The 22,008-nt window shown below is 65.2% G+C and carries 21 protein-coding genes and 1 tRNA gene; 10 read left to right on the forward strand and 12 right to left on the reverse strand.

From position 1 onward, the window contains the following. Position 1 precedes the first annotated feature (1 nt). Positions 2-265 carry a BrnA antitoxin family protein gene (locus V1261_RS04595; RefSeq protein ID WP_329770265.1) on the forward strand — a complete coding sequence of 88 codons (264 nt, stop codon included), beginning with the start codon at positions 2-4 and terminating at the stop codon, positions 263-265. 56 nt (positions 266-321) lie between these two features. Here V1261_RS04595 and V1261_RS04600 read toward each other — a convergent pair. Continuing rightward, positions 322-398 (reverse strand) — tRNA-Ile (locus tag V1261_RS04600). An 87-nt stretch (positions 399-485) separates the two neighbouring features. On the opposite strand from V1261_RS04600, the gene V1261_RS04605 reads away from it, so the two are divergent. After that, positions 486-1,139, forward strand: a complete 654-nt coding sequence (locus V1261_RS04605; RefSeq protein WP_018714047.1) for a DUF1345 domain-containing protein — start codon at positions 486-488, stop codon at positions 1,137-1,139. A gap of 3 nt (positions 1,140-1,142) precedes the next feature. Here V1261_RS04605 and paeA read toward each other — a convergent pair whose 3' ends face one another. The 6 genes from paeA to hemA form a co-directional block, all read right to left on the reverse strand. Continuing rightward, positions 1,143-2,438, reverse strand: coding sequence for a polyamine export protein PaeA (gene paeA, locus V1261_RS04610; RefSeq protein ID WP_329770266.1), 1,296 nt, complete (start codon positions 2,436-2,438; stop codon positions 1,143-1,145). Between the two features lie 115 nt (positions 2,439-2,553). Next, positions 2,554-2,886, reverse strand: coding sequence for a Grx4 family monothiol glutaredoxin (gene grxD, locus V1261_RS04615; RefSeq protein ID WP_329770267.1), 333 nt, complete (start codon positions 2,884-2,886; stop codon positions 2,554-2,556). A 102-nt stretch (positions 2,887-2,988) separates the two neighbouring features. Further along, positions 2,989-3,840, reverse strand: a complete 852-nt coding sequence (gene prmC, locus V1261_RS04620) for a peptide chain release factor N(5)-glutamine methyltransferase (RefSeq protein WP_329770268.1) — start codon at positions 3,838-3,840, stop codon at positions 2,989-2,991. Then, positions 3,837-4,940, reverse strand: coding sequence for a peptide chain release factor 1 (gene prfA / locus V1261_RS04625; protein WP_329770269.1), 1,104 nt, complete (start codon positions 4,938-4,940; stop codon positions 3,837-3,839). The genes prmC and prfA overlap by 4 nt, the downstream gene beginning before the upstream one ends. A gap of 78 nt (positions 4,941-5,018) precedes the next feature. After that, on the reverse strand, positions 5,019-5,657 hold the full coding sequence (locus V1261_RS04630) for a DUF805 domain-containing protein (protein WP_329770270.1): 639 nt from the start codon (positions 5,655-5,657) through the stop codon (positions 5,019-5,021). After that, entirely contained in the window at positions 5,654-6,940 is a 1,287-nt protein-coding gene (gene hemA / locus V1261_RS04635) for a glutamyl-tRNA reductase (protein ID WP_329770571.1), read from the reverse strand. The genes V1261_RS04630 and hemA overlap by 4 nt, the downstream gene beginning before the upstream one ends. Positions 6,941-7,011: 71 nt before the next feature. On the opposite strand from hemA, the gene V1261_RS04640 reads away from it, so the two are divergent. Then, positions 7,012-7,341 (forward strand): hypothetical protein, encoded by a 330-nt coding sequence (locus tag V1261_RS04640; protein ID WP_329770271.1) that lies wholly within the window; start codon positions 7,012-7,014, stop codon positions 7,339-7,341. Positions 7,342-7,496: 155 nt separating this feature from the next. Continuing rightward, complete coding sequence (locus V1261_RS04645) at positions 7,497-11,453, forward strand: FAD/FMN-binding oxidoreductase (protein ID WP_329770272.1); 3,957 nt, start codon at positions 7,497-7,499, stop codon at positions 11,451-11,453. 96 nt (positions 11,454-11,549) lie between these two features. On the opposite strand, the gene V1261_RS04650 is transcribed toward V1261_RS04645, so the two are convergent. Continuing rightward, positions 11,550-12,152 (reverse strand): class I SAM-dependent methyltransferase, encoded by a 603-nt coding sequence (locus V1261_RS04650; protein ID WP_329770273.1) that lies wholly within the window; start codon positions 12,150-12,152, stop codon positions 11,550-11,552. 102 nt (positions 12,153-12,254) lie between these two features. Beyond that, positions 12,255-12,824, reverse strand: a complete 570-nt coding sequence (locus V1261_RS04655) for a YceB family lipoprotein (RefSeq protein ID WP_329770274.1) — start codon at positions 12,822-12,824, stop codon at positions 12,255-12,257. 109 nt (positions 12,825-12,933) lie between these two features. Between V1261_RS04655 and V1261_RS04660 the strand changes: the two genes are divergently transcribed. Then, on the forward strand, positions 12,934-13,377 hold the full coding sequence (locus V1261_RS04660) for an HIT family protein (protein ID WP_329770275.1): 444 nt from the start codon (positions 12,934-12,936) through the stop codon (positions 13,375-13,377). A gap of 20 nt (positions 13,378-13,397) precedes the next feature. Here the strand turns inward: V1261_RS04660 and V1261_RS04665 are convergent, their stop codons facing one another. Further along, the gene (locus tag V1261_RS04665) at positions 13,398-15,560 is read right to left on the reverse strand and encodes a transglycosylase SLT domain-containing protein (protein ID WP_329770276.1); all 2,163 of its coding nucleotides are present in this window, start codon (positions 15,558-15,560) and stop codon (positions 13,398-13,400) included. 42 nt (positions 15,561-15,602) lie between these two features. Further along, positions 15,603-16,409, reverse strand: coding sequence for a hydroxyacylglutathione hydrolase (gene gloB, locus V1261_RS04670; protein WP_329770572.1), 807 nt, complete (start codon positions 16,407-16,409; stop codon positions 15,603-15,605). A 28-nt stretch (positions 16,410-16,437) separates the two neighbouring features. On the opposite strand from gloB, the gene V1261_RS04675 reads away from it, so the two are divergent. The 5 genes from V1261_RS04675 (at position 16,438) to coaBC (ending at position 20,874) form a co-directional block, all read left to right on the forward strand. Next, a complete protein-coding gene (locus V1261_RS04675) occupies positions 16,438-17,259 on the forward strand; it encodes a class I SAM-dependent methyltransferase (RefSeq protein ID WP_329770277.1) in 822 nt (273 codons plus the stop codon). Positions 17,260-17,294: 35 nt separating this feature from the next. Beyond that, positions 17,295-17,741: a ribonuclease HI gene (gene rnhA, locus V1261_RS04680; RefSeq protein ID WP_329770278.1), complete on the forward strand. Its 447-nt coding sequence runs from the start codon at positions 17,295-17,297 to the stop codon at positions 17,739-17,741. A 76-nt stretch (positions 17,742-17,817) separates the two neighbouring features. Then, complete coding sequence (locus tag V1261_RS04685; protein ID WP_329770279.1) at positions 17,818-19,074, forward strand: Y-family DNA polymerase; 1,257 nt, start codon at positions 17,818-17,820, stop codon at positions 19,072-19,074. 54 nt (positions 19,075-19,128) lie between these two features. Next, complete coding sequence (gene aroQ / locus V1261_RS04690; RefSeq protein WP_329770280.1) at positions 19,129-19,602, forward strand: type II 3-dehydroquinate dehydratase; 474 nt, start codon at positions 19,129-19,131, stop codon at positions 19,600-19,602. Positions 19,603-19,623: 21 nt separating this feature from the next. Continuing rightward, positions 19,624-20,874: a bifunctional phosphopantothenoylcysteine decarboxylase/phosphopantothenate--cysteine ligase CoaBC gene (coaBC, locus tag V1261_RS04695; protein WP_329770281.1), complete on the forward strand. Its 1,251-nt coding sequence runs from the start codon at positions 19,624-19,626 to the stop codon at positions 20,872-20,874. Positions 20,875-20,893: 19 nt separating this feature from the next. On the opposite strand, the gene earP is transcribed toward coaBC, so the two are convergent. Then, entirely contained in the window at positions 20,894-22,000 is a 1,107-nt protein-coding gene (gene earP / locus V1261_RS04700) for an elongation factor P maturation arginine rhamnosyltransferase EarP (RefSeq protein WP_329770282.1), read from the reverse strand. Positions 22,001-22,008 lie beyond the last annotated feature (8 nt).

Raw genomic sequence — 22,008 nt, forward strand, 5'->3', positions numbered from 1 at the left:
AGTGCTGCAACTGCCGACACCAGCCGAAGATGCCGCCATCACGACTGCCGCTCAGGTTGACCCCGATGCACGTCTGCTCACAGATGCCGAATGGGAGCAAGTCAGGCCACAGCTGCGTCGCGGGCGTCCGCCGGGCAGTGGCAGCAAGACGCAAGTCACCTTGCGCATTGACAGCGCCGTACTGGAGGCCTTCAGGGCCACGGGCGCTGGCTGGCAGACGCGCATCAATGAGGTATTGAAAAGCTGGGTGAAACACCATGCGTGATGCGGGGCAGGTACTGCTGTGCTGCAACAGGCAGAAGCGCTTGCCCTGAAGGCATCTGGTAGGGCGTGCAGGACTTGAACCTGCGACCAAGGGATTATGAGTCCCCTGCTCTAACCAACTGAGCTAACGCCCCCCTGCGTTCCACGCAATCGCGTATTGTAGCCGCCAATGGCAGGGCAGGGGCATGCCACGACCCCATCGCCTCCTGTAGCATAACGCCATGCTCACCCTGATCCGTACCCATCCCCGACTCGCCGCCAGCATTGCCGTGGGCGTGTTGGCCGGTGGCCTGTTGCCCTTTGTCTGGCATGCCGATCTGCACGCCCATGTGCTGGTGGCCTGGAGCATGGGGGCGGTGGTGTATCTGCTGTCGGTGTGGCACATGTGCCAGGCCGATGCCAGTGTGGACAGTATCCGCCGGCGGGCCCGTGTGCAGGCCGAGGGCCATGGCATGGCGCTGGGGCTGGCCCTGCTGGCAATTGTGCTGGCACTGGTGGCCGTGGTCACGCAAATGGCGGCGGCGCGCGCGTTGCAGGGCACAGCCAAGGGGCTGCATGTGGCGCTGGCGATGCTGACGGTATCGCTGGCCTGGGTGTTCATCCACACCCTGTTTGCGCAGTTGTACGCGCATGATTATTACGAGCAGGAGCGCCTGCACGGCCAGCCAGGTCTGGCGTTCCCGGATACGCGGCAGCCCGGCTATCTGGATTTCTTCTATTTCGCCTTCGTGATCGCCACCTCGGGCCAGACGGCTGACGTGAGCTTTACCAGCACCCGCATGCGCCGCACCGGCCTGCTGCACTGCGTGCTGGCCTATGCCTTCAACGCCATCGTGCTGGCCATGGCCATCAATATCGCGGCCGGTTTTTTCTGAGCCTTACTCGGGTGCAGTTTCCCGCGTCACCATCACCTGGTCGATGCGGTAGTTGTCCACGTCCATCACCTCGAAGGTGTATTCGCCCCACACCACGCGGTCGGTGCGGCGCGGCATGCGGCGCAGCATCACCATCATGAAGCCGGCCATGGTCTCATAATCGCCCTCGTGCGGCAGGTCGTCCTGGAGGTGCAGGGCGCGCTCCACATCGCTGATCGGCGTGACGCCATCAATCAGCCAGGAATGGTCGTCACGGCGCACGATCAGGTCTTCCTCGTCCATGGACACCAGATCGCCCATGACCGTGCTCATCACGTCATTCAGCGTTACCACGCCCACCACCATGCTGTATTCGTTCACCACCACGGCAAAGTCCTCGTGCACCTGGCGGAACTGTTCCAGCACCTCGGCCAGCGTCAGGCGGTCGGGCACGGCCAGTACCTTTTGCAGCAGGGTCGGATCGCGCAGGTGGATGGCCTCGTTGCGCATGGCGCGCTGGAACAGGTCCTTGGCATCCACATAGCCCACCACGCGGTCCATGTCCTCGTCCATCACCGGGTAGGTGGAGAAAGGTTCGGCCGTGATGCGGGCACGGATGATGGCATCAGGCTCGTCCAGGTCAAACCAGGCGATGCGGTCACGCGGCGTCATGGCGCTGGTGACGGTGATGCTGTCGAGCTCGAACACGTTCTCGATCACCTGCTGCTCGTTGCGTGCCAGCAGGCCGGATTGGGCACCGGCCTCGGCCAGCGAGAGGATGTCATCGGGCGTGACGCGGTCATCGCGCTGGGTCGGCATGCCGAACAGGCGCAGCAGCACATCGGCCGTCTTGCTGTAGAACCACACCAGCGGGCGCAGCAGCAGCGTGACCAGCTGCATGGGCCGCACCAGGCGGATGGCAAATTTTTCCGGCTCGTTCATGCCGATGCGCTTGGGCAGCAGATCGGAAAACAGGATGAAGGCCGACGTCACCACCAGAAAGGAGAGGGCGAAGCCCAGACTGGCGGCTTGTGTGGCAGGCAGCACGCGTGCCAGCAGCTGGCTGAATACTGGCGTCAGGCTGCCTTCGCCCACGATACCGCCCAGGATGGCGATGGCATTCTGGCCCACCTGCACCACGGTGAAATAGTCGCCGGGCTGTTCCTGAATGCCCAGCACCACATGGGCACGGGCCTCGCCATCATCGGCCAGTTGCCGCAGGCGGACGCGGCGTGAGGCCGCCAGCGAGATTTCCGCCATGGAAAAAAACGCCGATGCCAGGATCAGCGCAATCAGCAACAGGGCTTGGGCAAGCGTCATACAGGAGAGGGTGGGTGGCACACCGGTAGCGGACAGCGTGTGCAGCGGGCTACCGGCCCGGCTGTCCGTACCACGAGGCGGCCCCGCCGCCGCTCAGGCGGCAGGGGCAGCGGGATCAGTCCTGCTTGGGCAGGGCCTGCACCATTTGCTGCAGCTCGCCGTTTTCGTACATTTCCATCATGATGTCGGAACCGCCGATGAACTCGCCGTTCACGTACAGCTGCGGAATAGTGGGCCAGTTGCTGTAGGTCTTGATGCCCTGGCGAAGCTCATCGTCTTCCAGCACGTTGACGGTAGCCACCTGGCGCGGGTCCACGCCGATTGCCTTCAGGATCTGGATGGCACGGCCGGAGAAGCCGCACATGGGGAAGCTGGCGTTGCCTTTCATGAACAGCACAATGGGGTGGCTCTTGACCAGTTCGTCGATCTGTTGCTGGGTATCGCTCATGGGAAAAATCCTGCTAAAAAAGTCTCAATACAGCGCACCCGGAGCTGGGTGCATGGGGGAGATTATCGGCCAATTCGGGTGTCCTGAAATCGGCAAGGTTGCTTAGGGTGTCTCCTCCAGACAGCCACCCGTGCAGCGGGCCGTGCCGGCCAGATCCCGGCGCGATTGCACCTGGCTGAAGCCCTGCTCGCGCAGCAGTTGCTGTACGGCCTCCGCCTGATCGTAGCCATGTTCCAGCAGCAGCCAGCCGCCGGCATGCAGGTGCCGTGGCGCCTGCGCGATGATCTGGCGGATGTCCTCCAGGCCATCGCTGCCGCTGGTCAGCGCCTGCAGCGGTTCGTGCGTGAGCGCAGCCAGATGCGGATCGTCGTTGCGGATATAGGGCGGGTTGCTGACGATCAGGTGAAAGCGCAGGTCGCCAAAGGGCTGCAGCCAGTTGCCATGGGCAAAACGGATCGGCAATTGCAGCGTGCGGGCATTGTGTTGCGCTACCTGCAGGGCGTCGGCGCTGGCATCGCAAGCATATACCTCGGCCTGCGGCGCGTTGGCCGCCAGTGCGCAGGCAATGGCGCCACTGCCGGTACCCAGATCGGCCAACAGCGGCTGTTGTGGCAGGCCGGGCAGCAGTTCCAGCGCCCAGTCGACCAGGGTTTCCGTATCGGGGCGCGGATCGAGCACGCGCGCATCCACTGTCAGCTGCAGGCCGTAAAACGCATGAAAACCGCGCAGATAGGCGACCGGCTCGCCGGCCAGCCGGCGCTGCACCAGCTGTTGCCAGTGTGCCAGTTGTTGCGCGGTCAGGGTCTGCTCGTCATGCGCCAGCAGCCAGGCCCGGTCGGCATCGTCCTGGCCAATGGCGTGCAGCAGCAGCAATTGCGCATCGATGCGAGGCAGGCCCGCATGTGCGACCTGCTGCAGCGCCTGGGCCAGGCTGGGCAGGGTGGCGGCTGTCACTGGTTGACTTCCAGCTCGGCCAGCAGTTCGGCCTCGCGCGCATGGCAGAGCGCCTGCAGCACTTCGGACAGATCGCCCTCCATCACATAGGCCAGCTTGTACAGCGTCAGGTTGATGCGGTGGTCGGTCAGACGGCCCTGCGGAAAATTGTAGGTGCGGATGCGGTCGCTGCGGTCGCCGCTGCCGACCAGGCCCTTGCGCAGCGCGGCCTCCTTGGCGGCACGGGCGCTGCGCTCCTGCTCCTGGATACGCGCTTGCAGCACCTGCAGCGCCTTGGCCTTGTTGCTGTGCTGGCTGCGGCCGTCCTGGCATTCGGCCACGATGCCGGTGGGCAGATGCACCACGCGCACGGCGGAATCGGTTTTGTTGACGTGCTGGCCGCCGGCGCCGCTGGCGCGGAAGGTATCGATGCGCAGATCGGTCGGGTTGAGCGTGATGGCCTGGGCCGGGTCGGGTTCGGGCATCACGGCCACGGTGCAGGCGCTGGTGTGCACGCGACCTTGCGATTCGGTGACTGGCACGCGCTGCACGCGGTGACCGCCGGATTCGAACATCAGCGTGCCGTACACGCCCAGATGCGTATCGCTGCTGTCCGGGCCTTCCAGCCGCAGCACGATTTCCTTGTAGCCGCCCAGTTCGGCCGGCGATTCGCTGATGGTTTCCACGCGCCAGCCCTGGGTTTCGGCGTAGCGCGTGTACATGCGCGCCAGATCGCCGGCAAACAGGGCGGATTCGTCACCGCCGGTGCCGGCGCGGATTTCCACATAGGCCGGGCGTTCGGCGTCCGGATCCCTGGGCAGCAGCAGGCGCTGCAGCTCGTTTTCCAGCGTGGCCAGCTCGGCCTGGCCGGACTGGATTTCCTCTTCGGCCATCTCGGCCATGTCGGCATCGTCCAGCAGCTCCTGCGCGGTGGCGATATCGGTCTCGACCTGCTGGTAGCGCTGCCAGCGGCCAGCGATCTGCGTGATCTGGCTGTGCTCGCGCGAGAGCGCCAGGAACTTGTCCATGTCCTGCATGATGTCCTCGCGGCTGAGCAGGAAATCGAGTTCGTGCTGGCGTTCGGCGTAGCGCTGCAGCTGGGTGCGGAGAAAGGGCTTCATGGCAAGACGGGCCGGCGGGAATCGGACAACAGGCCTGCGCGGGCAGGCCTGGAAGGCGGGGCAGGGGAGCGTGCGGCGCTAGACCAGCGGCGGGCCGTACTTGTTGCTGCCCGGCTCACCCTGGCGCAGGGTCAGGACCAGCACGATCACGCTGCCGATGATGCTGAACACATGCAGCAGCTGCCACCAGCCGCTCAGGCCGGTATCGTGCAGGCGGCGCGCGCCCACGGCGTACATGGGCAGCGAAAAGGCCAGCACGGCCACGGCCGACAGCAGGGTCAGCGCCGTGGCCTGTTCCTCGCTCAGCAGCAGGGCGGCGGGCAGGGCGACGATGTAGTAGAACAGCAGGAACCAGAAATATTCGGAACGCGAAGCACGGCCGGAGAAATCGGCGTACTTGCGCAGGCAGGTCTGGACTGCGGTGATAAAGCCCATGCGCTGCGTGCCCTGTGCGGCCAGCGGGGCAGCGGAGGGGCTCCAGCCGGCTGGAGCCGGCGGCGGTGCGGCATCGGCAGCCGGCTGCAGTCCGGTGGACTGCCACAGGCCGGGGACATCACGTGCCGGCATCCACTCGGTCAGGCCGTTGTGCCAGACATGGTCGTTCATGCCGAAGCGGCCTTGACGGGCCTGCTCCTGCAATTCGGCGCGGGTGTAGGGGCCGGATTTCTGCTGGTCGACGGCAAACCACCAGATGCGGTCCTGCGTTGTATCACTCATGCCTTGGCTTGATTCCTGTTGCTGCGGAGATAGAAACGGCGCACCGCATCGCTGGCGTGCACCTGGGTCGCCAGATCGGGCTGGCGCAGTTCGGACAGGGCGCCGTGCAGCATCTTCTGCGTGAGGCCGCGGCTGAGCGCCTCGAGCACGGCGTCGATGTCATCGCCCTTGGCCAGGCGCTTGCGGGCCTTGGCCAGCTCCAGCGCACGCCATTGCTCGGTCTGGTCCTGTACTTCACGGATCAACGATACCACGCCATAGTGCGGATCACGTTGCTGCAGCCAGTGCATGAAGTTGCGCACGCCTTCATCGATGATGGCCTCGGCTTGCGAGACGGCGGCCTGGCGCTGGGCCTGGCCGGTCTGCACCACGCTGGCGAGATCGTCCACGGTGTAGAGGTAGGCATCGGACAGGGCCTTGACCTCGGGCTCGATATCGCGCGGCACGGCCAGGTCCACGATGAACATGGGGCGGTGGCGGCGCTTCTTCAGCGCGCGCTCTACGGCCCCCAGGCCGATGATGGGCAGGGTGCTGGCGGTACAGCTGATGACGGCATCGAACTCGTGCAGGCGATCGGGAATGTCGGCCAGCTTCATCACGCTGCCGCCAAAGCGGCTGGCCAGGGCCTCGCCGCGCTCCATGGTGCGGTTGGCAATCACGATCTGCTTCGGATTGCGCGCGGCAAAGTGGGTGCTGGCCAGCTCGATCATCTCGCCCGCACCGACGAACAGGATGCGGATCTTGCCGATGTCCTCGAACAGCTGCGAGGCCAGGCGCACGGCGGCGGCGGCCATGCTGATGCTGTGGGCACCGATTTCGGTACTGCTGCGCACCTGCTTGGCGACCGAGAAGCTGCGCTGGAACAGCTGGTTGAGCGTGGTGCCCAGGCTGCCGGCGGCTTCGGCGGCGCGCACCGCGTCCTTCATCTGGCCCAGGATCTGGGCTTCGCCCAGCACCATGGAATCGAGTCCGCTGGCGACGCGGAAGGCGTGGCGCGCGGCGGTATCGTTCTGCAAGGTGTAGGTGTACTGGCGCAAGGCATCGCTGCTGACGCCGCCGGCCTGGGCCAGCCAGTCCAGCGTGTGGGCGATATCGATGCGGTCACTGGCGCAATACACCTCGGTGCGGTTGCAGGTGGAAATGATGGCCGCTTCCGGATGCTGCGAAAAAGTCTGGCGCAGGCCGTGCAGGGCCGGCCCCATCTGCTCGACGGCAAATGCGAAACGGCCACGCAAATCCAGCGGCGCGGTATTGTGGTTGATGCCCAAGGCCCATACTGACATGGGCATGATTATAAAATCCCTGTTTGCTTCTGTCTGCACAGATCTACAACAGTCGCACAAGCTACTACACCATGGGATTTTTCGACCTGCTCAACCACCTGTTCAACCTGCTGCTGCCAGCCCTCTGGATGGCCACGCTGCTGCTGCTCTGGCACCGCCTGCTGGCGCGCCGCCATGCCATCACGCTGGGCTGGCGCCAGCAGTGGCTGCGCCTGTTCGTGGCCGGTGCGCTGGTGCTGCTGGTTGGCCTGGTGTTGCAGGGCGATGGCGCCATGACCACCTATATCGCGCTGGCCGTGGTCACCGGAGCCTATCAGGCCTGGCTGTTGCGCCGCTACCGTCCGGCCTTGCCTTCGCTGGATCCGGCCGCAACGGTGACACAGTACCCCGATCCCCGCTGAGCCCGGGGCAGCGGCTTTTTGCTTTCACATTTGTTGCAGTGCAGTATCCACAAAGATGTCTGGTGTAACCCCTTAGACTAAAATCCCTGTTTGCGCCAGATTTACCCAGCGTCCCGCCCGCTCCAGGCGCGATGCGTCATGAGGCCCTGATCGCCATGAATGCACCCGTAATGCACAAGAATTTGCTGGCCGCCGCCGATGGCCGCCAGCGCATCCGCGAGATTCCCTACAACTACACCAGCTTCTCCGATGCCGAGATCGTGGAACGCCTGATGGGCTACCACGGCTGGGAACTGCTGAACGAGTTGCGCAGCGAGCGCGAGACTGGCCGTTCCGCCCGCATGCTGTACGAGGTGCTGGGCGACATGTGGGTGATCAAGCGCAACCCCTATGTGCAGGACGACCTGCTGGACAACCCCAAGCGCCGCGCCATGCTGATTGATGCCATGCGCCACCGCCTGGGCGAGATCGACAAGCGTCGCAGCAACGGTGGCAACAGCAAGGACGAGCGCCGCAATGCCGCCGTCGGCGAGTTGCTGGAACTGGCGCACGAGGCGGTCAACAGCTTCGATCGCTCCTTTGGCGTGACACTGGATCTGCGCCAGCAGGTGCAACGCCGCCTGGGCCGCCATACGCACAAGGACAACATCAAGTTTGACGGCCTGAGCCGCGTCAGCCATGTGACCGACGCCACCGACTGGCGCGTCGAGTATCCCTTTGTCGTGCTCACCCCCGACACCGAAGCCGAAATGGCCGAGCTGGTCAAGGGCTGTGTCGACCTGGGCCTGACCATCATTCCGCGTGGCGGCGGTACCGGCTATACCGGTGGCGCCATCCCGCTGACCTGGAAGAGTGCCGTCATCAACACCGAAAAGCTGGACCAGCTGACCGAAGTCGAGATGGTGCAGCTGCCCGGCATGGACCATCCGGTGCCGACGGTCTGGAGCGGCGCCGGCGTGGTGACGGTCCGCGTGGCCGAAGCCGCCGAGCGCGCCGGCCTGGTGTTTGCCGTGGACCCGACCTCGATCGAGGCTTCCTGCATTGGCGGCAACATCGCCATGAACGCCGGCGGCAAGAAGGCCGTGCTCTGGGGTACCGCGCTGGACAACCTGGCCAGCTGGCGCATGGTGACACCGAATGCCGAATGGCTGGAGGTGCACCGCATTGGTCACAACATGGGCAAGATCCACGACGCCGATATGGCCAGCTTCGAGCTGCGCTACTTTGCCGCTGACGGCAAGACGCCGCTGCGCACCGAACGCCTGGATATTCCGGGTGCCACCTTCCGCAAGGAAGGCCTGGGCAAGGACGTGACCGACAAGTTCCTCAGCGGCCTGCCGGGCATCCAGAAAGAGGGCTGTGACGGCCTGATCACCAGCGCGCGCTGGGTCATGCACCGCATGCCCACGCACAGCCGCACCGTCTGCCTGGAGTTCTTCGGCAGCGCCAAGCTGGCCGTGCCCAGCATCGTCGAGATCCGCGACTTCATGTTCGAGGAGCAGAAGCGCACCGGCGTGATGCTGGCTGGTCTGGAGCACCTGGACGACCGCTACCTGAAGGCAGTCGGCTACGCTACCAAGAGCCAGCGTGGCTCCAGCGGCGAGATGGGCGGCAGCGGCCTGCCCAAGATGGTGCTGATCGGCGATATCGTCGGTGACGATCCGGACGCCGTGGCACGTGCCACCAGCGAAGTCGTGCGCATTGCCAACAGCCGCGCCGGCGAAGGCTTTATTGCCACCACGCCCGAAGCGGCGAAGAAATTCTGGGCCGACCGCAAGCGCACCGCGGCCATCAGCCGCCACACCAACGCCTTCAAGATCAACGAGGACGTGGTGATTCCGCTGCCGCGCATGGCCGAGTACACCGACGGCATCGAGCGTATCAACATCGAGCTGAGCCTGCGCAACAAGATCCAGCTGTGCGACGAGTTGCTGGCCTTTTTTGACCAGCCGGTGCTGCCGCTGGGCAAGTTCGATGCCGAAGCCGCCGCCATGGAAAGCGGTGATGTGCGCGACCTGCTGCCGCAGCGCGTGGCCAAGGCCAAGGCGCTGATTACCGAAGTGCGCGCGCAGTGGCAGGGCTGGTTCGACAATATCGATGCCCACTTCCTGGAACTGCAGGACCACTCCTTGCGCGCCAGCTGGAAGACCCAGCTGCGCAAGCCGTTCCAGTCGATTTTCCTGGGCGATGCTTACAAGCCGCTGCTGGAAGCGGTGGATGCAGTACACCAGCGCGTGCTCAAGGGCCGTGTCTGGGTGGCGCTGCACATGCACGCCGGTGACGGCAACGTGCACACCAACATCCCGGTCAACAGCGATGACTACGACATGCTGCAACTGGCCCATGGTGCGGTCAAGAACATCATGGCGCTGGCGCGCAGCCTGGACGGCGTGATTTCGGGCGAGCACGGTATCGGCATCACCAAGCTGGAATTCCTGACCGATGACGAGCTGGCGCCGTTTGCCGACTACAAGGCGCGCATCGATCCCGAAGGCCGCTTCAACAAGGGCAAGCTGCTGCGTCCGGTGGTAATGAGCGATTCCCAGCGTGCCGTCTATGCCGGCACCACGGCGCTGGCCGACTTGACCAATGCCTATACGCCGAGCTTTGGCCTGATGGGACACGAGTCCATCATCATGCAGCAGAGCGATATCGGCTCCATTGTCGACAGCGTGAAGGACTGCCTGCGCTGCGGCAAGTGCAAGCCGGTGTGCGCCACGCACGTACCGCGCGCCAACCTGCTGTACAGCCCGCGCAACAAGATCCTGGCAACCTCGCTGCTAGCCGAAGCCTTCCTCTACGAGGAGCAGACGCGCCGCGGCGTCAGCCTGCGCCACTGGAGCGAGTTCGAGGACGTGGCCGAGCACTGCACGGTCTGCCACAAGTGCTTTGCGCCGTGCCCGGTGGACATCGACTTTGGCGATGTTTCCATGAACATGCGCAACCTGCTGCGCAAGATGGACAAGCAGAGTTTCCGTCCCGGCAAGGCGCTGGCCATGACCATGCTCAACGCCACCGAGCCGACCAAGATCAACCTGATGCGCACCGCCATGGTGAACGTCGGCTTCAAGGCGCAGCGCGCCGCGGTCGATGTGTTCCGCGTGGCCAGCAAGCAGCAGACCGCGCACCCGCCGGCCAGCGTAGGCCAGGCGCCGCTGAAGGAACAGATCATTCACTTCGTCAACAAGAAGTTGCCGGGTGGCCTGCCGACCAAGACCGCGCGTGCGCTGCTGGATATCCAGGATCGTGCCTATGTGCCAGTGATCCGCAATCCGCAGAACAGCTCGGTCGATAGCGAGGCGGTGTTCTACTTCCCGGGCTGCGGCTCGGAGCGCCTGTTCAGCCAGGTCGGCCTGGCGACGCAGGCGATGCTGTGGCATGCCGGCGTGCAGACCGTGCTGCCGCCGGGCTATGTCTGCTGTGGCTACCCGCAGCGCGGCTCCGGCCAGTTCGACGTGGCCGAGAAGATGATCACCGACAACCGCGTGCTGTTCCACCGCGTGTCCACCACGCTCAACTACCTGGATATCAAGACCGTGGTGGTGAGCTGCGGCACCTGTTATGACCAGCTGCAGGACTACCAGTTCGAGAAGATCTTCCCGGGCTGCCGCATCATCGACATCCACGAATTCCTGCTGGAAAAGAACATCACGCTGCCGCGTCCGGAAGGCTATCTGTACCACGATCCCTGCCACACGCCGCTCAAGCTGCAGGATCCGATGAAGACGGTGAAGGGCCTGCTGGGCGATGCCGTGGTCAAGAGCGATCGTTGCTGTGGCGAATCCGGCACGCTGGGCGTGAGCCGTCCCGACATCTCGACCCAGGTGCGCTTCCGCAAGACCGAGGAAATTCGCAAGAACGCCGGCCAGCTGGCCGAGCTGCAGCAGGCCAATGGCCTGGCGCCGTCGGAAGGCAAGCAGCCGGTGAAGATGCTGACCAGCTGCCCGAGCTGCTTCCAGGGCCTGAGCCGCTACAACGAGGACCTGCCGAACGGCCTGATGGAAACCGACTACATCGTGGTCGAGATGGCCAAGCAGATCCTGGGCGAGAACTGGATGAAGGAGTACGTGGATGCTGCCAACAGCGGCGGCATTGAGCGCGTGCTGGTGTAAGCTGGTTTTCAGACGTCCATGACGACACAGGCCTGGCGATTGCCAGGCCTGTTTTTTGTGCGTCAGATCAGGAAATATTCCTGATCAGGATGTTTGTCAGATTTTTTGGCCGATCCAGCGAGTGACATAGGCCGGCCCCTGGTGGCCAGGTCCTTCGTCGAGCACGGTTTCCGATTCGCTGGCCAGCAGCTCCTGCATGGCTGCGGCCAGGTCGTTGCGCAACAGTTCCAGCGTGTACAGCATGGCTTCGTTCTTCGGGCCACCGCTGTGGTAGTGCAGCTGGCGTGGATGGAAGGCTTCCAGGATCAGCAGGCCACCGGGCTTGAGTGCCTGCACCAGCTTGTGCATCACCGGCGTACGCAGCTCTGGCGGCAGGTGCAGATAGGTCAGCACCACGGCATCGGCGCTGGCTGGTTCCGGCTGCCAGTCGGCCAGGTCCGCCAGCACGGTTTGCAGCGGTACCTGGCGGCGGCGCGCCAGGTCATCGGCCTTGGCCAGGCCGACCGCCGAGTTGTCCAGCGATGTCACCTCGTGGCCTTGTTCCGCCAGCCAGACGCCGTTGCGGCCTTCGCCATCGCCGGGTACCAGCACGCGGGCGCCGGCCGGAATCCGGTGCGCCTGTTCCTTCAGAAAGGCGTTCGGCTGTTCGCCGTACTTGTAGCCCTCGGCATCGCTGTAGGCCTGGTCCCAATGGTTCATCTGTGTCTTCCCTTGCAAGAACGGCGCGTAGCCGCGTGAATCAATTAATTGTTTGGTGAAGTGATTCTAGATGCGGGATGAATCCGGCATGGCGTGCAGGGTCTAGCTGGATGGCAACAGCTCGATTTCCAGACCGCTGCGGCGCACCGTGACCTTGCCGGGCTTCAGGCGCAGCTGGCGTGCCTTGGCCAGGTCGGATTCGGTCAGCTGGTAGACGTTGTAATCGCTGAACAGCTGCTCGCCGAGCAGGCTGACCGCCTGGTTGATGCGCGGCTGGCTGCGGCCGGCGGGATCGCGCAGGTCGATGGTCTGTACGCGCAGGTCGGTGATGCGCACGCTGTTGTCCGTGGGTTCGTAGCGCAGGCCATAGCGCAGGTCCACCGGGCCGGACAGCGCTGGCGTGAGGCCGAATACCGAGGGCACATCGGCCTGTACCCGGGTGCCGATCTGGTTGCTGTCGGGGTGGAAGCTCAGGCGCGGGTTGCGCAGCGTGATCTCGGCACCGAGCAGGCGCTGCTGCATCGGGAAGCGCGCAGCCAGCTTGCGCTGCAGCATATCGCCATCAAGATCAATGTTGCGCAGCACCGAGGCGACCGAGCAGCCACTCAGGCTGAACAGGCCGAGGGCGGGAATCAGTTGCAGGCAGTGGCGGCGGGATACGGGAGCGGGCATGGCAGGGCAATGGTGTGGCGTACGATAATCCCCGAAGATAGCAGGTCGGGGCGCGCATGGCATGCGGCTTTGCGACAGGATGTGCCTGCAGCCGGAAAGGAACAACATCATGAAACAGGATTGTGTGCTGTGCAGCGAGGACGGTGGCCGTGTCGTCTGGCGCGGTCGTGACTGGCGGCTGGTGCACGCCGGCGAAGCGGCCAATGCGCCGTTCCCGGCGTTCTACCGCCTGATCTGGAATCGCCATGTGGCGGAGTGGAGCGATCTGTCGGCCTGTGAACGCCAGCAGGGCATGGAAGCGGTGACTCTGGTGGAGCAGCAGCTGCGCGACTACTTGCGCCCGACCAAGATCAACCTGGCCACGCTGGGCAATGTGGTGCCGCACCTGCACTGGCACGTGATTGCCCGTTTTGACTGGGACAGCCATTTCCCCGGGCCGGTCTGGGGTGGTGCGCAGCGGCCTTCGCCAGAAGCGCGCGTGGCTGCGGTCAAGACGCAGCTGCCAGCGCTGGAGCAGGCGTTGGCGGCGCGCCTGCAGCAGCAGTTTGGCTGAAACCGATCCCGATCACGCGCTTAGCGTGATCGGGCGGTGGTTTTCTTGTCGGCAGCAGGCTTCTTGTCTGCTGTCCTCTTGTCAGCCGGCTTCTTTTCCGTGACTGGCTTGTCTGCGGCTGCTTTTCGGTCAGCAGCGGGCTTGGCGCGCGTCGGCTTGTCGTCGGCAGTGTCGGTGGCGCGCGCTGCCTTGCCGGTGTTGCGCTTGGCGGGTTCGGCCTCGGCCCTGGCCGATCTGGCGCTAGTGCGGCTGCTGGCCTTGCTGTCGGTCGCATCCGCCTTGGTGTCGGTCTTGCTTGCAGCAGCCTTGCCCGTGGACGCGAGCTTGTTGGTGCTGCGGTCTTCTGCCTTCACGGCACGCTGGCTTTTGGCTGGAGCAGTTTCTTCCTGCCTGCTGGTGCGCTTGCCCCTGGCGGGTGCGGTTTCCTCGGCCTTGCTGTCGGCGCGCTGTCGGCTGTCGCTGGTGGCGGCGGTACGCGTATTGCGTTTGGCCGGCGTGGTGGCTGCTTCCGGCTTGGCGTTGCGTGCGGCGCGTGTGCTGCCTGCTGCACGCGTGTCGGTGGCCGGCGTAGCGGTACGGCGATTGCTGCTGCGCGCTGTCGCTGGTTCGGCGGCTGGCTGGTTGCGCACGGCACGTGCCTGCGGCTCTGCTGCACGGGTACGGCGTTCGGCAGCGGCACGTTCTTCGGCATCTCGTGCCCGGCGTTCAGCGGCGGCGCGCTGCTCTTCGACTTCCCGGGCACGGCGCTCGGCCGCTGCCTCAGAGCGTTCCTCGGCTTCCCGTGCGCGGCGTTCGGCAGCGGCTTCGGCCTGTTGTTGCTGGCGCAGCAACTGGCTGGCCTGCTGGCGCGGCAGCTGCACGGTCACTTCCTGGCCGGCGCCCAGGCGTGTGTTCGGACTGGCATTGTTCCAGCTGGCGACAGAGCTGACCGGCAGGCCGAAACGCTCGGCAAAGCTGGCAATCGTGTCGCCGGCTTCGGCCTTGAGCGAGGTGGTCTGCAGCGCCACTTCGGGCAGGAAGCTGATGCTGCCGCTGCGCGCCACCAGCGGCGAAATCTCGTCGGCATGGTGATCCTGGCGCGGCACCAGCAAGGTGGAGCCGCTGCGAACGCGCATGCGTGAGGGAATGCGGTTGATGCTGCGCAGCTCTTCCTCATCGGCGCCGTGCTGGCGCGCCACTTCGGCCACGCTCATGTCGGCCGGCACGGTCCAGACGGTCCAGCTGGCCAGCTGCTCGTCACGCGCGTTGGCCAGGTTCTGGCGGAAGCGCGGCGCGCTCTGCCAGGGCAGCAGCAGCGTGGGCGTCAGCGAGGCAATCACCAGCGGGCGGTTGAGCGAGGGGTTGAGCGCACGGAAATCATCGAGCGAGATGCCGGCCATGCGCGCCACGATGCTGGCGTCCATGTCACGCGTGATGCGCACCTGGTCGAAGTACGGGTGGTTGGCGATGTTGGGCAGCGCGGTGTTGAAGGTGGCCGGGTTGCGCACGATGTTCTTCAGCGCCTGCAGCTTGGGCACGTACTGGCGCGTTTCCTGCGGCATGGTCAGCTCGGAATAGCTGGTGCCACGGCCAGCCGCCTGGTTGCGGCGGATGGCGCGCTGTACATTGCCTTCGCCCCAGTTGTAGGCGGCCAGCGCCAGGTGCCAGTCGCCAAACATGTTGTAGAGGCGCTGCAGGTAATCGAGTGCGGCGCGCGTGGATTGCACCACATCGCGCCGGTTGTCCAGGAACAGGTTCTGGTGCAGTTCGTACTGCCGGCCGGTGGCCGGCATGAATTGCCACATGCCGGCGGCCTTGGCGCTGCTCACGGCCAGCGGGTTGAACGAGCTTTCCACGTAGGGCAGCAGCGCGATCTCGGTCGGCATGTTGCGGCTTTCCAGCGCCTCGATCACGTGGTAGATGTACTTGTCGGAGCTGCCGATCAGGCGCTGGATCGAGGCCGGGTTGCGCGTGTACCAGGATTCACGATCACGCACGGTGGCGTTGTCCAGATCCGGCATGGCAAAGCCTTGGCGCAGGCGATCCCAGACGTTGTTGGGGTTGTTGAGGCCGAGGCTGGTGCGGCCACGATCAAGATCGGGAACGCGCAGGCCGGAACCGGTGGAAGAGGTCTGGCTGGTAGAGGCGCAGCCCGCCAGCAGGACCAGCATCAGGGCAGCGCACAGGTATCGGAATGTCGGCATGAACAGTCGGTGTCGGGAAACCCGATGCAGCCGCGCAGGAAATCAGAAGCGGTTTTTCCATTCGCGCAGGGCTGCCAGGGTGTCCACCGGGCCGGTACTGGCGGCACCTTGTGCCTGCGCGGCCTGCTGCAGGGCAGGCTCCCGGACCCGGAGGAAGGGGTTGATCTGGAGTTCCCGTCCGATGGTGGACGGGACGGTCGGCTTTCCCTCGGCGCGCAGGGCCTCGCACTGGCGCAGGTAATCGGCCAGTTCGGCATTGTCGGGTTCGGCAGCCAGCGCAAAGCGCAGGTTGGACAGCGTGTACTCGTGCGCGCAGCACACCAGGGTGCGGGCGGGCAGGGCTGCCAGGCGATCAAGCGAGGCCAGCATCTGCGCTGGCGTGCCTTCGAACAGGCGGCCGCAGCCACCGGAGAACAGCGTGTCGCCACAGAACAGCAGCGGTGGCTGGCCGGGAACGGCATCGCTGGCATAGGCCACATGGCCGGCGGTATGGCCGGGCACGTCGATCACGCGGAACGGGCTGCCGAGCAGGGTGATGTGGTCATCGCCCTGGACAAAATGGATCGCGGAAGCCGGGACGCTGGCGTGGGCGCCGGGCGCCACGCCGTCGGCCACGGGCAGGTACACTTGCGTGGCAGCGCTGCCGCAGGCCTGGTAGAGCGCGTCGAGCCCGCCGACATGGTCGGCGTGGTGGTGCGTGATCAGCACGGCGGCCAGGGCCAGCTGTTGTGCGCGCAGGGCTTCAATGACCGGGGTGGCATCGCCCGGATCGACCACTACGGCGGCAGCGCCGTCGTGCAGGATCCAGATATAGTTGTCATTGAAAGCAGGTAGCGCCAGCAGGTGCATGAGGTTCAAAACAGGCTGATCAAGGGAAATGTCCTCCGAGATTATAGATTTTGCGCAATGGTTCCGCTCGCCAGCCGGAAGATATCTGCACGCCTGGGAACTGGAACATGGCGATCAGGTGGTGGCCGACTGCTTTGGCTACCACGCTTTGCAGATCGGCTGCGAGTATCTGCAGCTGCTGCGCAGCTCACGCATCCAGCACCGCTGGCTGGCTGGCGTGGAGGCCTGCTGGCAGGACGAACCGGCCACCGTGACGCCGCAGGAAGTGCAGGCCGCCGGTGTGCCGCAGCCGCAACCCGACCTGATCCTGGACCCGACCGCCTTGCCGTTTGCCGAGAACAGCCTCGATCTGGTGGTGCTGCCGCACACGCTGGAAGCCAGCGCCGATCCGCATGCCACGCTGCGCGAAGTGGCGCGCGTGCTGGTGCCCGAGGGGCGCCTGATCGTGATCGGCTTCAACCCGACCAGCCTGTGGGGGGCGCAGCAGCACTACAGCATGCTGGCGCACCGCATGGGCGGCCGGCTGGAACCTTTCATTCCCGATGTGGATGACCTGATCGGGCATCGGCGGCTGCGTGACTGGCTGCGCCTGCTGAATCTGGAAGTGGAGGGCGGCCGCTTTGGCTGCTATCGCCCGGGCATGGACAGCGCACGCTGGTTCGAGCGGCTGGAATGGATAGAGCGCGCCGGCGACCGCTGGTGGCCGGTGCTGGGCGGGGTCTACCTGCTGACGGCAGTGAAGCGCGTGCGCGGCATGCGCATGCTGCAGCCGCGCTGGAAGGAAATCAAGCGCCAGCGCAGCCAGGTGCCGGTAGCGCAGCAAAGCGGGTCGTCGCGCCGGCGTGTATGATCCCGGACCTTCGGAAGCTTCGGGAGAATACAAGCATGCAACACGTCACCATCTACACCGATGGCGCCTGCAAGGGCAACCCGGGGCCGGGCGGCTGGGGCGTCTGGCTGCAGTCCGGATCGCACAGCAAGGAACTGTTTGGTGGCGAGGCCGAGACCACCAACAACCGCATGGAACTGACCGCGGTGATCCGCGGCCTGGAGGCGCTCAAGCGGCCCTGTCAGGTCGATTTGTACCTGGACAGCCAGTACGTGCGCCAGGGCATTACCGAGTGGATCCACAACTGGAAGAAGAAGGGCTGGATCACGGCCAGCAAGCAGCCGGTGAAGAACGCCGAACTCTGGCAGCAGCTGGATGCGCTGGTGCATGGCGGCATCCATCGCATCAGCTGGCACTGGGTCAAGGGCCATGCCGGCGATCCCGGCAACGAAAAGGCCGATGCGCTGGCGAATCGCGGTGTGGAGCAGGTGCAAGGCAGATAAGGTTCAGGGGGCTGTTCAGCGTCGCCAAACTGATGCAGAATACTGGAAATTCATACAGTAAATATTTTGCATTGCCATGCTGCGCGTCCTCTTCATCGATTTCAATGCCTACTTTGCCTCGGTAGAGCAGCAGCTGGACGCGTCCCTGCGCGGCGAGCCGGTGGTGGTGGCGCCGGTCATGGCAGAGAGCAGCTGCTGCATTGCCGCCAGTTACGAGGCACGCGGCTATGGCATCCGCACCGGCACCCGCATCAGCGAGGCGCGCCGGCTGTGCCCCAAGCTGATCGTGCGCGAGGCACGGCCAGAGCTGTATGTGCAGATGCACCACCGCGCCGTGGCCGTGGTCGACAGCCTGGTGCCGGTGCTGCGCGTGATGTCGATCGATGAAATGGCCTGCGAACTGACTGGCAGCTGGCGTACGCCGGAACGCGCACAGTGGCTGGCGCAACAGCTCAAGCAGCGCCTGCATGAGGAACTCGGCGAGTGCCTCAAGGTCTCCATCGGCATCGCGCCGAATATCCTGCTGGCCAAGCAGGCCTCCAATATGCACAAGCCCGATGGCCTGACCGTGATCACGCGCGAGGAGCTGCCGCAGCGCCTGTTCGGGCTGGCGCTGCGCGATATCCATGGCATTGGCAAGCGGCTGGAGCGCCGCTTGCAGGCCTGCGGTATCCACACGGTGGAGCAGCTCTGTGTCGCACCGCGTGATCTGCTGCGTACCGCCTGGGGCGGCATCGAAGGCAGTGCCATGTACGACAAGCTGCGCGGCGAATGGCATCTGGCCCCTGAGGTGGAGGCGCGTTCCATCAGCCACTCGCATGTGCTGCCACCGGCGATGCGGCATCCGGAAGCGGCGCGTGCCGTGCTGCACCGGCTGTTGCAGAAGGCCGCCATGCGACTGCGCCGGCAGGGCTTTTATGCGCAGGCGCTGCAGGTCTGGGTGCAGGGCCATCTGGGCATGGCCTTGCCCGAAGCCACCACCGCCATGCGTGACCTGCATTTCCAGGAAACGCAGGACACGGCCATGTTGCTGCGCCTGCTCGATCTGGCCTGGGGCAACGGGCTGGCTGCGGTGGCGGTGCCGCAGCAGGTCGGGGTGCTGTTGCATGAACTGGTGCCGCACCAGCAGCACACGCCAGACCTGTTCGAGGATCCGGGCGAGTTGCCCGGTCTGACGCCGCGCGCCCGTGACGATCTGCTGCGCGCCGTGGATGCGCTCAACCAGCGCTTTGGCCGCAATGCGGTCTACTTTGCCACCTCGCACGAGGCCATCGAACACGCCCCGATGCGCATCGCCTTCAGCCGCATCCCAGACCTGGACTCCGAAGCCTGAGCGCGCGGTATCATGCGCACAGAGGCGGGCCTGCCCCGCAGACAGGATTTTTTCATGACAACTGCATCCAGTACCCAGGCCAGCAAGACCGTGCTCGTGCTCAATGGCCCCAACCTCAACCTGCTGGGCTCGCGTGAGCCGACGGTGTACGGCTCGTCCACGTTGGCCGATGTCGAGCAGCTGTGCCAGCAGGCCTGCACGCGCCACGGCTGGACACTCGATTTCCGCCAGAGCAACCATGAAGGCGATCTGGTGGATGCCATTCACGAGGCCGGTCGCCTGCATGCGCAGGGCCTGCTGGTCGGCGTGGTGCTGAATGCCGGGGCCTATACCCATACCAGCGTGGCCCTGCTCGATGCCATCAAGGGCACGGCGGTGCCGCTGGTCGAGCTGCACATCAGCAATGTGTTTGCGCGTGAGGCCTTCCGCCACCATTCCTATATTTCGCCGGCAGCCCGCGCCGTGATGTGCGGCTGGGGCGTGCAAGGCTATGCCATGGCCATCGATGGCCTGCAACACTGGCAGTAAACAGAGGGAGAGGGGAAAGCCATGGATAACTGTTCCGTCAAGCAAGCTGCCGGCGAATTGCAGGGCCGCCATATCCTGCTCGGCCTGACCGGAGGCGTGGCCTGCTACAAGTCGGCCGAATTGTGTCGCCAGCTGATCAAGGCCGGCGCCACGGTACAGGTGATGATGACCGAGGCGGCCTGCCAGTTCATCACGCCGGTCACCATGCAGGCGCTGTCCGGCCATCCGGTGGTGCTGAGCCAGTGGGATGCGCGCACCGTCGACAACATGCCGCACATCCATCTGGGCCGTGATGCCGACCTGATCCTGCTGGCACCATGCAGCGCCGATTTCATCGCGCGCCTGGTGCAGGGCCGTGCCGACGAACTGCTGAGTCTGACCTGCCTGGCGCGTCCGGCCGGCAAGCCGCTGCTGATTGCGCCGGCCATGAACCGCGAGATGTACGCGCATCCGGCCACGCAGCGCAATCTGGCGCAGGTGGCGGCTGATGGCGCCCAGGTGCTGGGTGTCGGCCATGGCGACCAGGCCTGTGGCGAAGTCGGCGATGGCCGCATGCTGGAGCCGGAGCAGCTGCTGCAGGCGGTGATTGCCCATTTCACGCCCAAGGTGCTGGCCGGCCAGCAGATCCTGATTACCGCCGGCCCGACCTTCGAGGCGATTGATCCGGTACGTGGCATCACCAACCATTCCAGCGGCAAGATGGGCTTTGCCATTGCGCGCGCGGCGCAGGAAGCCGGTGCCTCGGTCAAGCTGATCGCCGGCCCGGTGCACCTGCCCACGCCCGAGGGCGTGACGCGCATCGATGTGCAGAGCGCGCAGCAGATGCTGGATGCGGTGCGCCTGCATCTGCCCGAATACGGCATCTTCGTGGCCACCGCCGCCGTCGCCGACTGGCGCCCGGCAGAAGCCGCCGAGCACAAGATCAAGAAGGACGGCAGCGGCGAGGTGCCGGCGATGGCCTTTGTCGAGAACCCGGACATCCTGGCCACCGTGGCGCAGACACCGCAGGCCAGGGACGGTTCGCTGTTCTGCGTCGGCTTTGCTGCCGAAAGCCAGGATCTGGAGGCCAATGCCCAGGCCAAGCGCGAGCGCAAGCAGGTGCCACTGCTGGTCGGCAATATCGGCCCGGCCACTTTTGGCAAGGATGACAACGCCTTGCTGCTGGTCGATGCCGAAGGCACGACCGAACTGCCGCATGCCAGCAAGCGCGTGCTGGCGCAGCAGCTGGTGACCGAGATCGCACGGCGCCTGCCCGATACGCGCAGCGCCTGAATCTTGGCCCGCGTCGGCTTCAGCCGGCCTGCGCCAGCACCAGCAGCTGGCTGACCAGATCCGGCTGCGCCAGCAGGCGTGCACGTGCCTCCAGCGCACAGACGCGCCAGCGCGCCAGCCGCTCCGGCGTCAGTTCTGGCAACACTACTTCGCCGATGCTGTTCCAGGCATGGTGGAAATCGCGCCAGTCTGCCGGCGCCTGCAACCAGTCCAGAAAGGCATCGAGCTTGGCATGGTGGGCATTGTCGTCCTGCGGGTAGATGTGCCAGACAAAGGGTTGGCCAGCCCAGAGGGCGCGCACCAGTGAATCTTCACCGCGTACGGCATTGAAATCGCTGGCCCAGAGCACCGCGTCAAACCCGGCCTGGTCCAGCCAGGGTAGCGGCAGCAACTGGCTGCTGCCGTGCTGTACCGGCAAGCCATGGCCTGTTAGCTGCTCCAGTGCGGCGCGACCACGACCCTGGAATACCAGCCAGCTGTTCGGGCTGGCGCTGCCGGACAGCTGTTGCAGCAAGGCTGGCAGCGCGTCCGGCTCGTAACAGAACAGGCTCAACACCAGATCGCTGCCAGTCGCCACGCCCAGTTGCTGGCGCCAGCCGGCACGGTCAAAGTTCTGCTGGCGCTGCAACAGACCGGCTTCACGCAGCAGCCCGCCAGTGCCGGACACAAAACCCGGATAGATAAAGCGCTTGCTGCAACCGGCGGCCAGCCCGCGCATCACCGGCGACTGCAGGCCGTGGCAGCGCAGCACATAGTCTTCGGCCGACAGGTATTCGAGGTTCAGCCAGAGGCCGCTGCTGGTGCCATGGCCCTGTGCCCACCAGGCCTGCACGCTGTCATCCAGTTCGCAGCCAAAGGCCTCGATCAGCACCTCGCCTGCCTGGGTCGGCAGATCGGCCGCAGGCAGCGGGCTGACCCAGTGCCGTACGTCCACCGCGCTGTGTTCCGGTGCCATCCAGGTCAGCACCTCTGGCTGGTCGATCCACAAGCGTACGCGCTGGCCGCGGCTGGCCAGCTGGCTGGCGAGACGCCAGCAGACGCCGGCATCGCCGTAGTTGTCGATCACGGTGCAGAAGATGTCCCATTGCAAGGGCGGCAGGGCGGGCAGGGCAGTGGTATCAGGCATGCCCGCAT

It is taken from the genome of Brachymonas sp. J145 (genome assembly GCF_036312245.1).
In the GTDB taxonomy this organism is placed as follows: Bacteria; Pseudomonadota; Gammaproteobacteria; order Burkholderiales; family Burkholderiaceae_C; genus Brachymonas; species Brachymonas wangyanguii.

Bases quoted from the DNA above. Each gene is read 5' to 3' on its own strand.
- coaBC (WP_329770281.1), top strand. From the start codon at position 19,624: ATGGATAACTGTTCCGTCAAGCAAGCTGCCGGCGAATTGCAGGGCCGC.
- grxD (WP_329770267.1), bottom strand. From the start codon at position 2,886: ATGAGCGATACCCAGCAACAGATCGACGAACTGGTCAAGAGCCACCCC.
- V1261_RS04645 (WP_329770272.1), top strand. From the start codon at position 7,497: ATGAATGCACCCGTAATGCACAAGAATTTGCTGGCCGCCGCCGATGGC.
- hemA (WP_329770571.1), bottom strand. From the start codon at position 6,940: ATGTCAGTATGGGCCTTGGGCATCAACCACAATACCGCGCCGCTGGAT.
- earP (WP_329770282.1), bottom strand. From the start codon at position 22,000: ATGCCTGATACCACTGCCCTGCCCGCCCTGCCGCCCTTGCAATGGGAC.
- V1261_RS04675 (WP_329770277.1), top strand. From the start codon at position 16,438: ATGTCCTCCGAGATTATAGATTTTGCGCAATGGTTCCGCTCGCCAGCC.
- V1261_RS04660 (WP_329770275.1), top strand. From the start codon at position 12,934: ATGAAACAGGATTGTGTGCTGTGCAGCGAGGACGGTGGCCGTGTCGTC.
- V1261_RS04605 (WP_018714047.1), top strand. From the start codon at position 486: ATGCTCACCCTGATCCGTACCCATCCCCGACTCGCCGCCAGCATTGCC.
- V1261_RS04650 (WP_329770273.1), bottom strand. From the start codon at position 12,152: ATGAACCATTGGGACCAGGCCTACAGCGATGCCGAGGGCTACAAGTAC.
- V1261_RS04665 (WP_329770276.1), bottom strand. From the start codon at position 15,560: ATGCCGACATTCCGATACCTGTGCGCTGCCCTGATGCTGGTCCTGCTG.
- gloB (WP_329770572.1), bottom strand. From the start codon at position 16,409: ATGCACCTGCTGGCGCTACCTGCTTTCAATGACAACTATATCTGGATC.
- paeA (WP_329770266.1), bottom strand. From the start codon at position 2,438: ATGACGCTTGCCCAAGCCCTGTTGCTGATTGCGCTGATCCTGGCATCG.
- rnhA (WP_329770278.1), top strand. From the start codon at position 17,295: ATGCAACACGTCACCATCTACACCGATGGCGCCTGCAAGGGCAACCCG.
- V1261_RS04640 (WP_329770271.1), top strand. From the start codon at position 7,012: ATGGGATTTTTCGACCTGCTCAACCACCTGTTCAACCTGCTGCTGCCA.
- V1261_RS04630 (WP_329770270.1), bottom strand. From the start codon at position 5,657: ATGAGTGATACAACGCAGGACCGCATCTGGTGGTTTGCCGTCGACCAG.
- aroQ (WP_329770280.1), top strand. From the start codon at position 19,129: ATGACAACTGCATCCAGTACCCAGGCCAGCAAGACCGTGCTCGTGCTC.
- V1261_RS04655 (WP_329770274.1), bottom strand. From the start codon at position 12,824: ATGCCCGCTCCCGTATCCCGCCGCCACTGCCTGCAACTGATTCCCGCC.
- V1261_RS04685 (WP_329770279.1), top strand. From the start codon at position 17,818: ATGCTGCGCGTCCTCTTCATCGATTTCAATGCCTACTTTGCCTCGGTA.
- prfA (WP_329770269.1), bottom strand. From the start codon at position 4,940: ATGAAGCCCTTTCTCCGCACCCAGCTGCAGCGCTACGCCGAACGCCAG.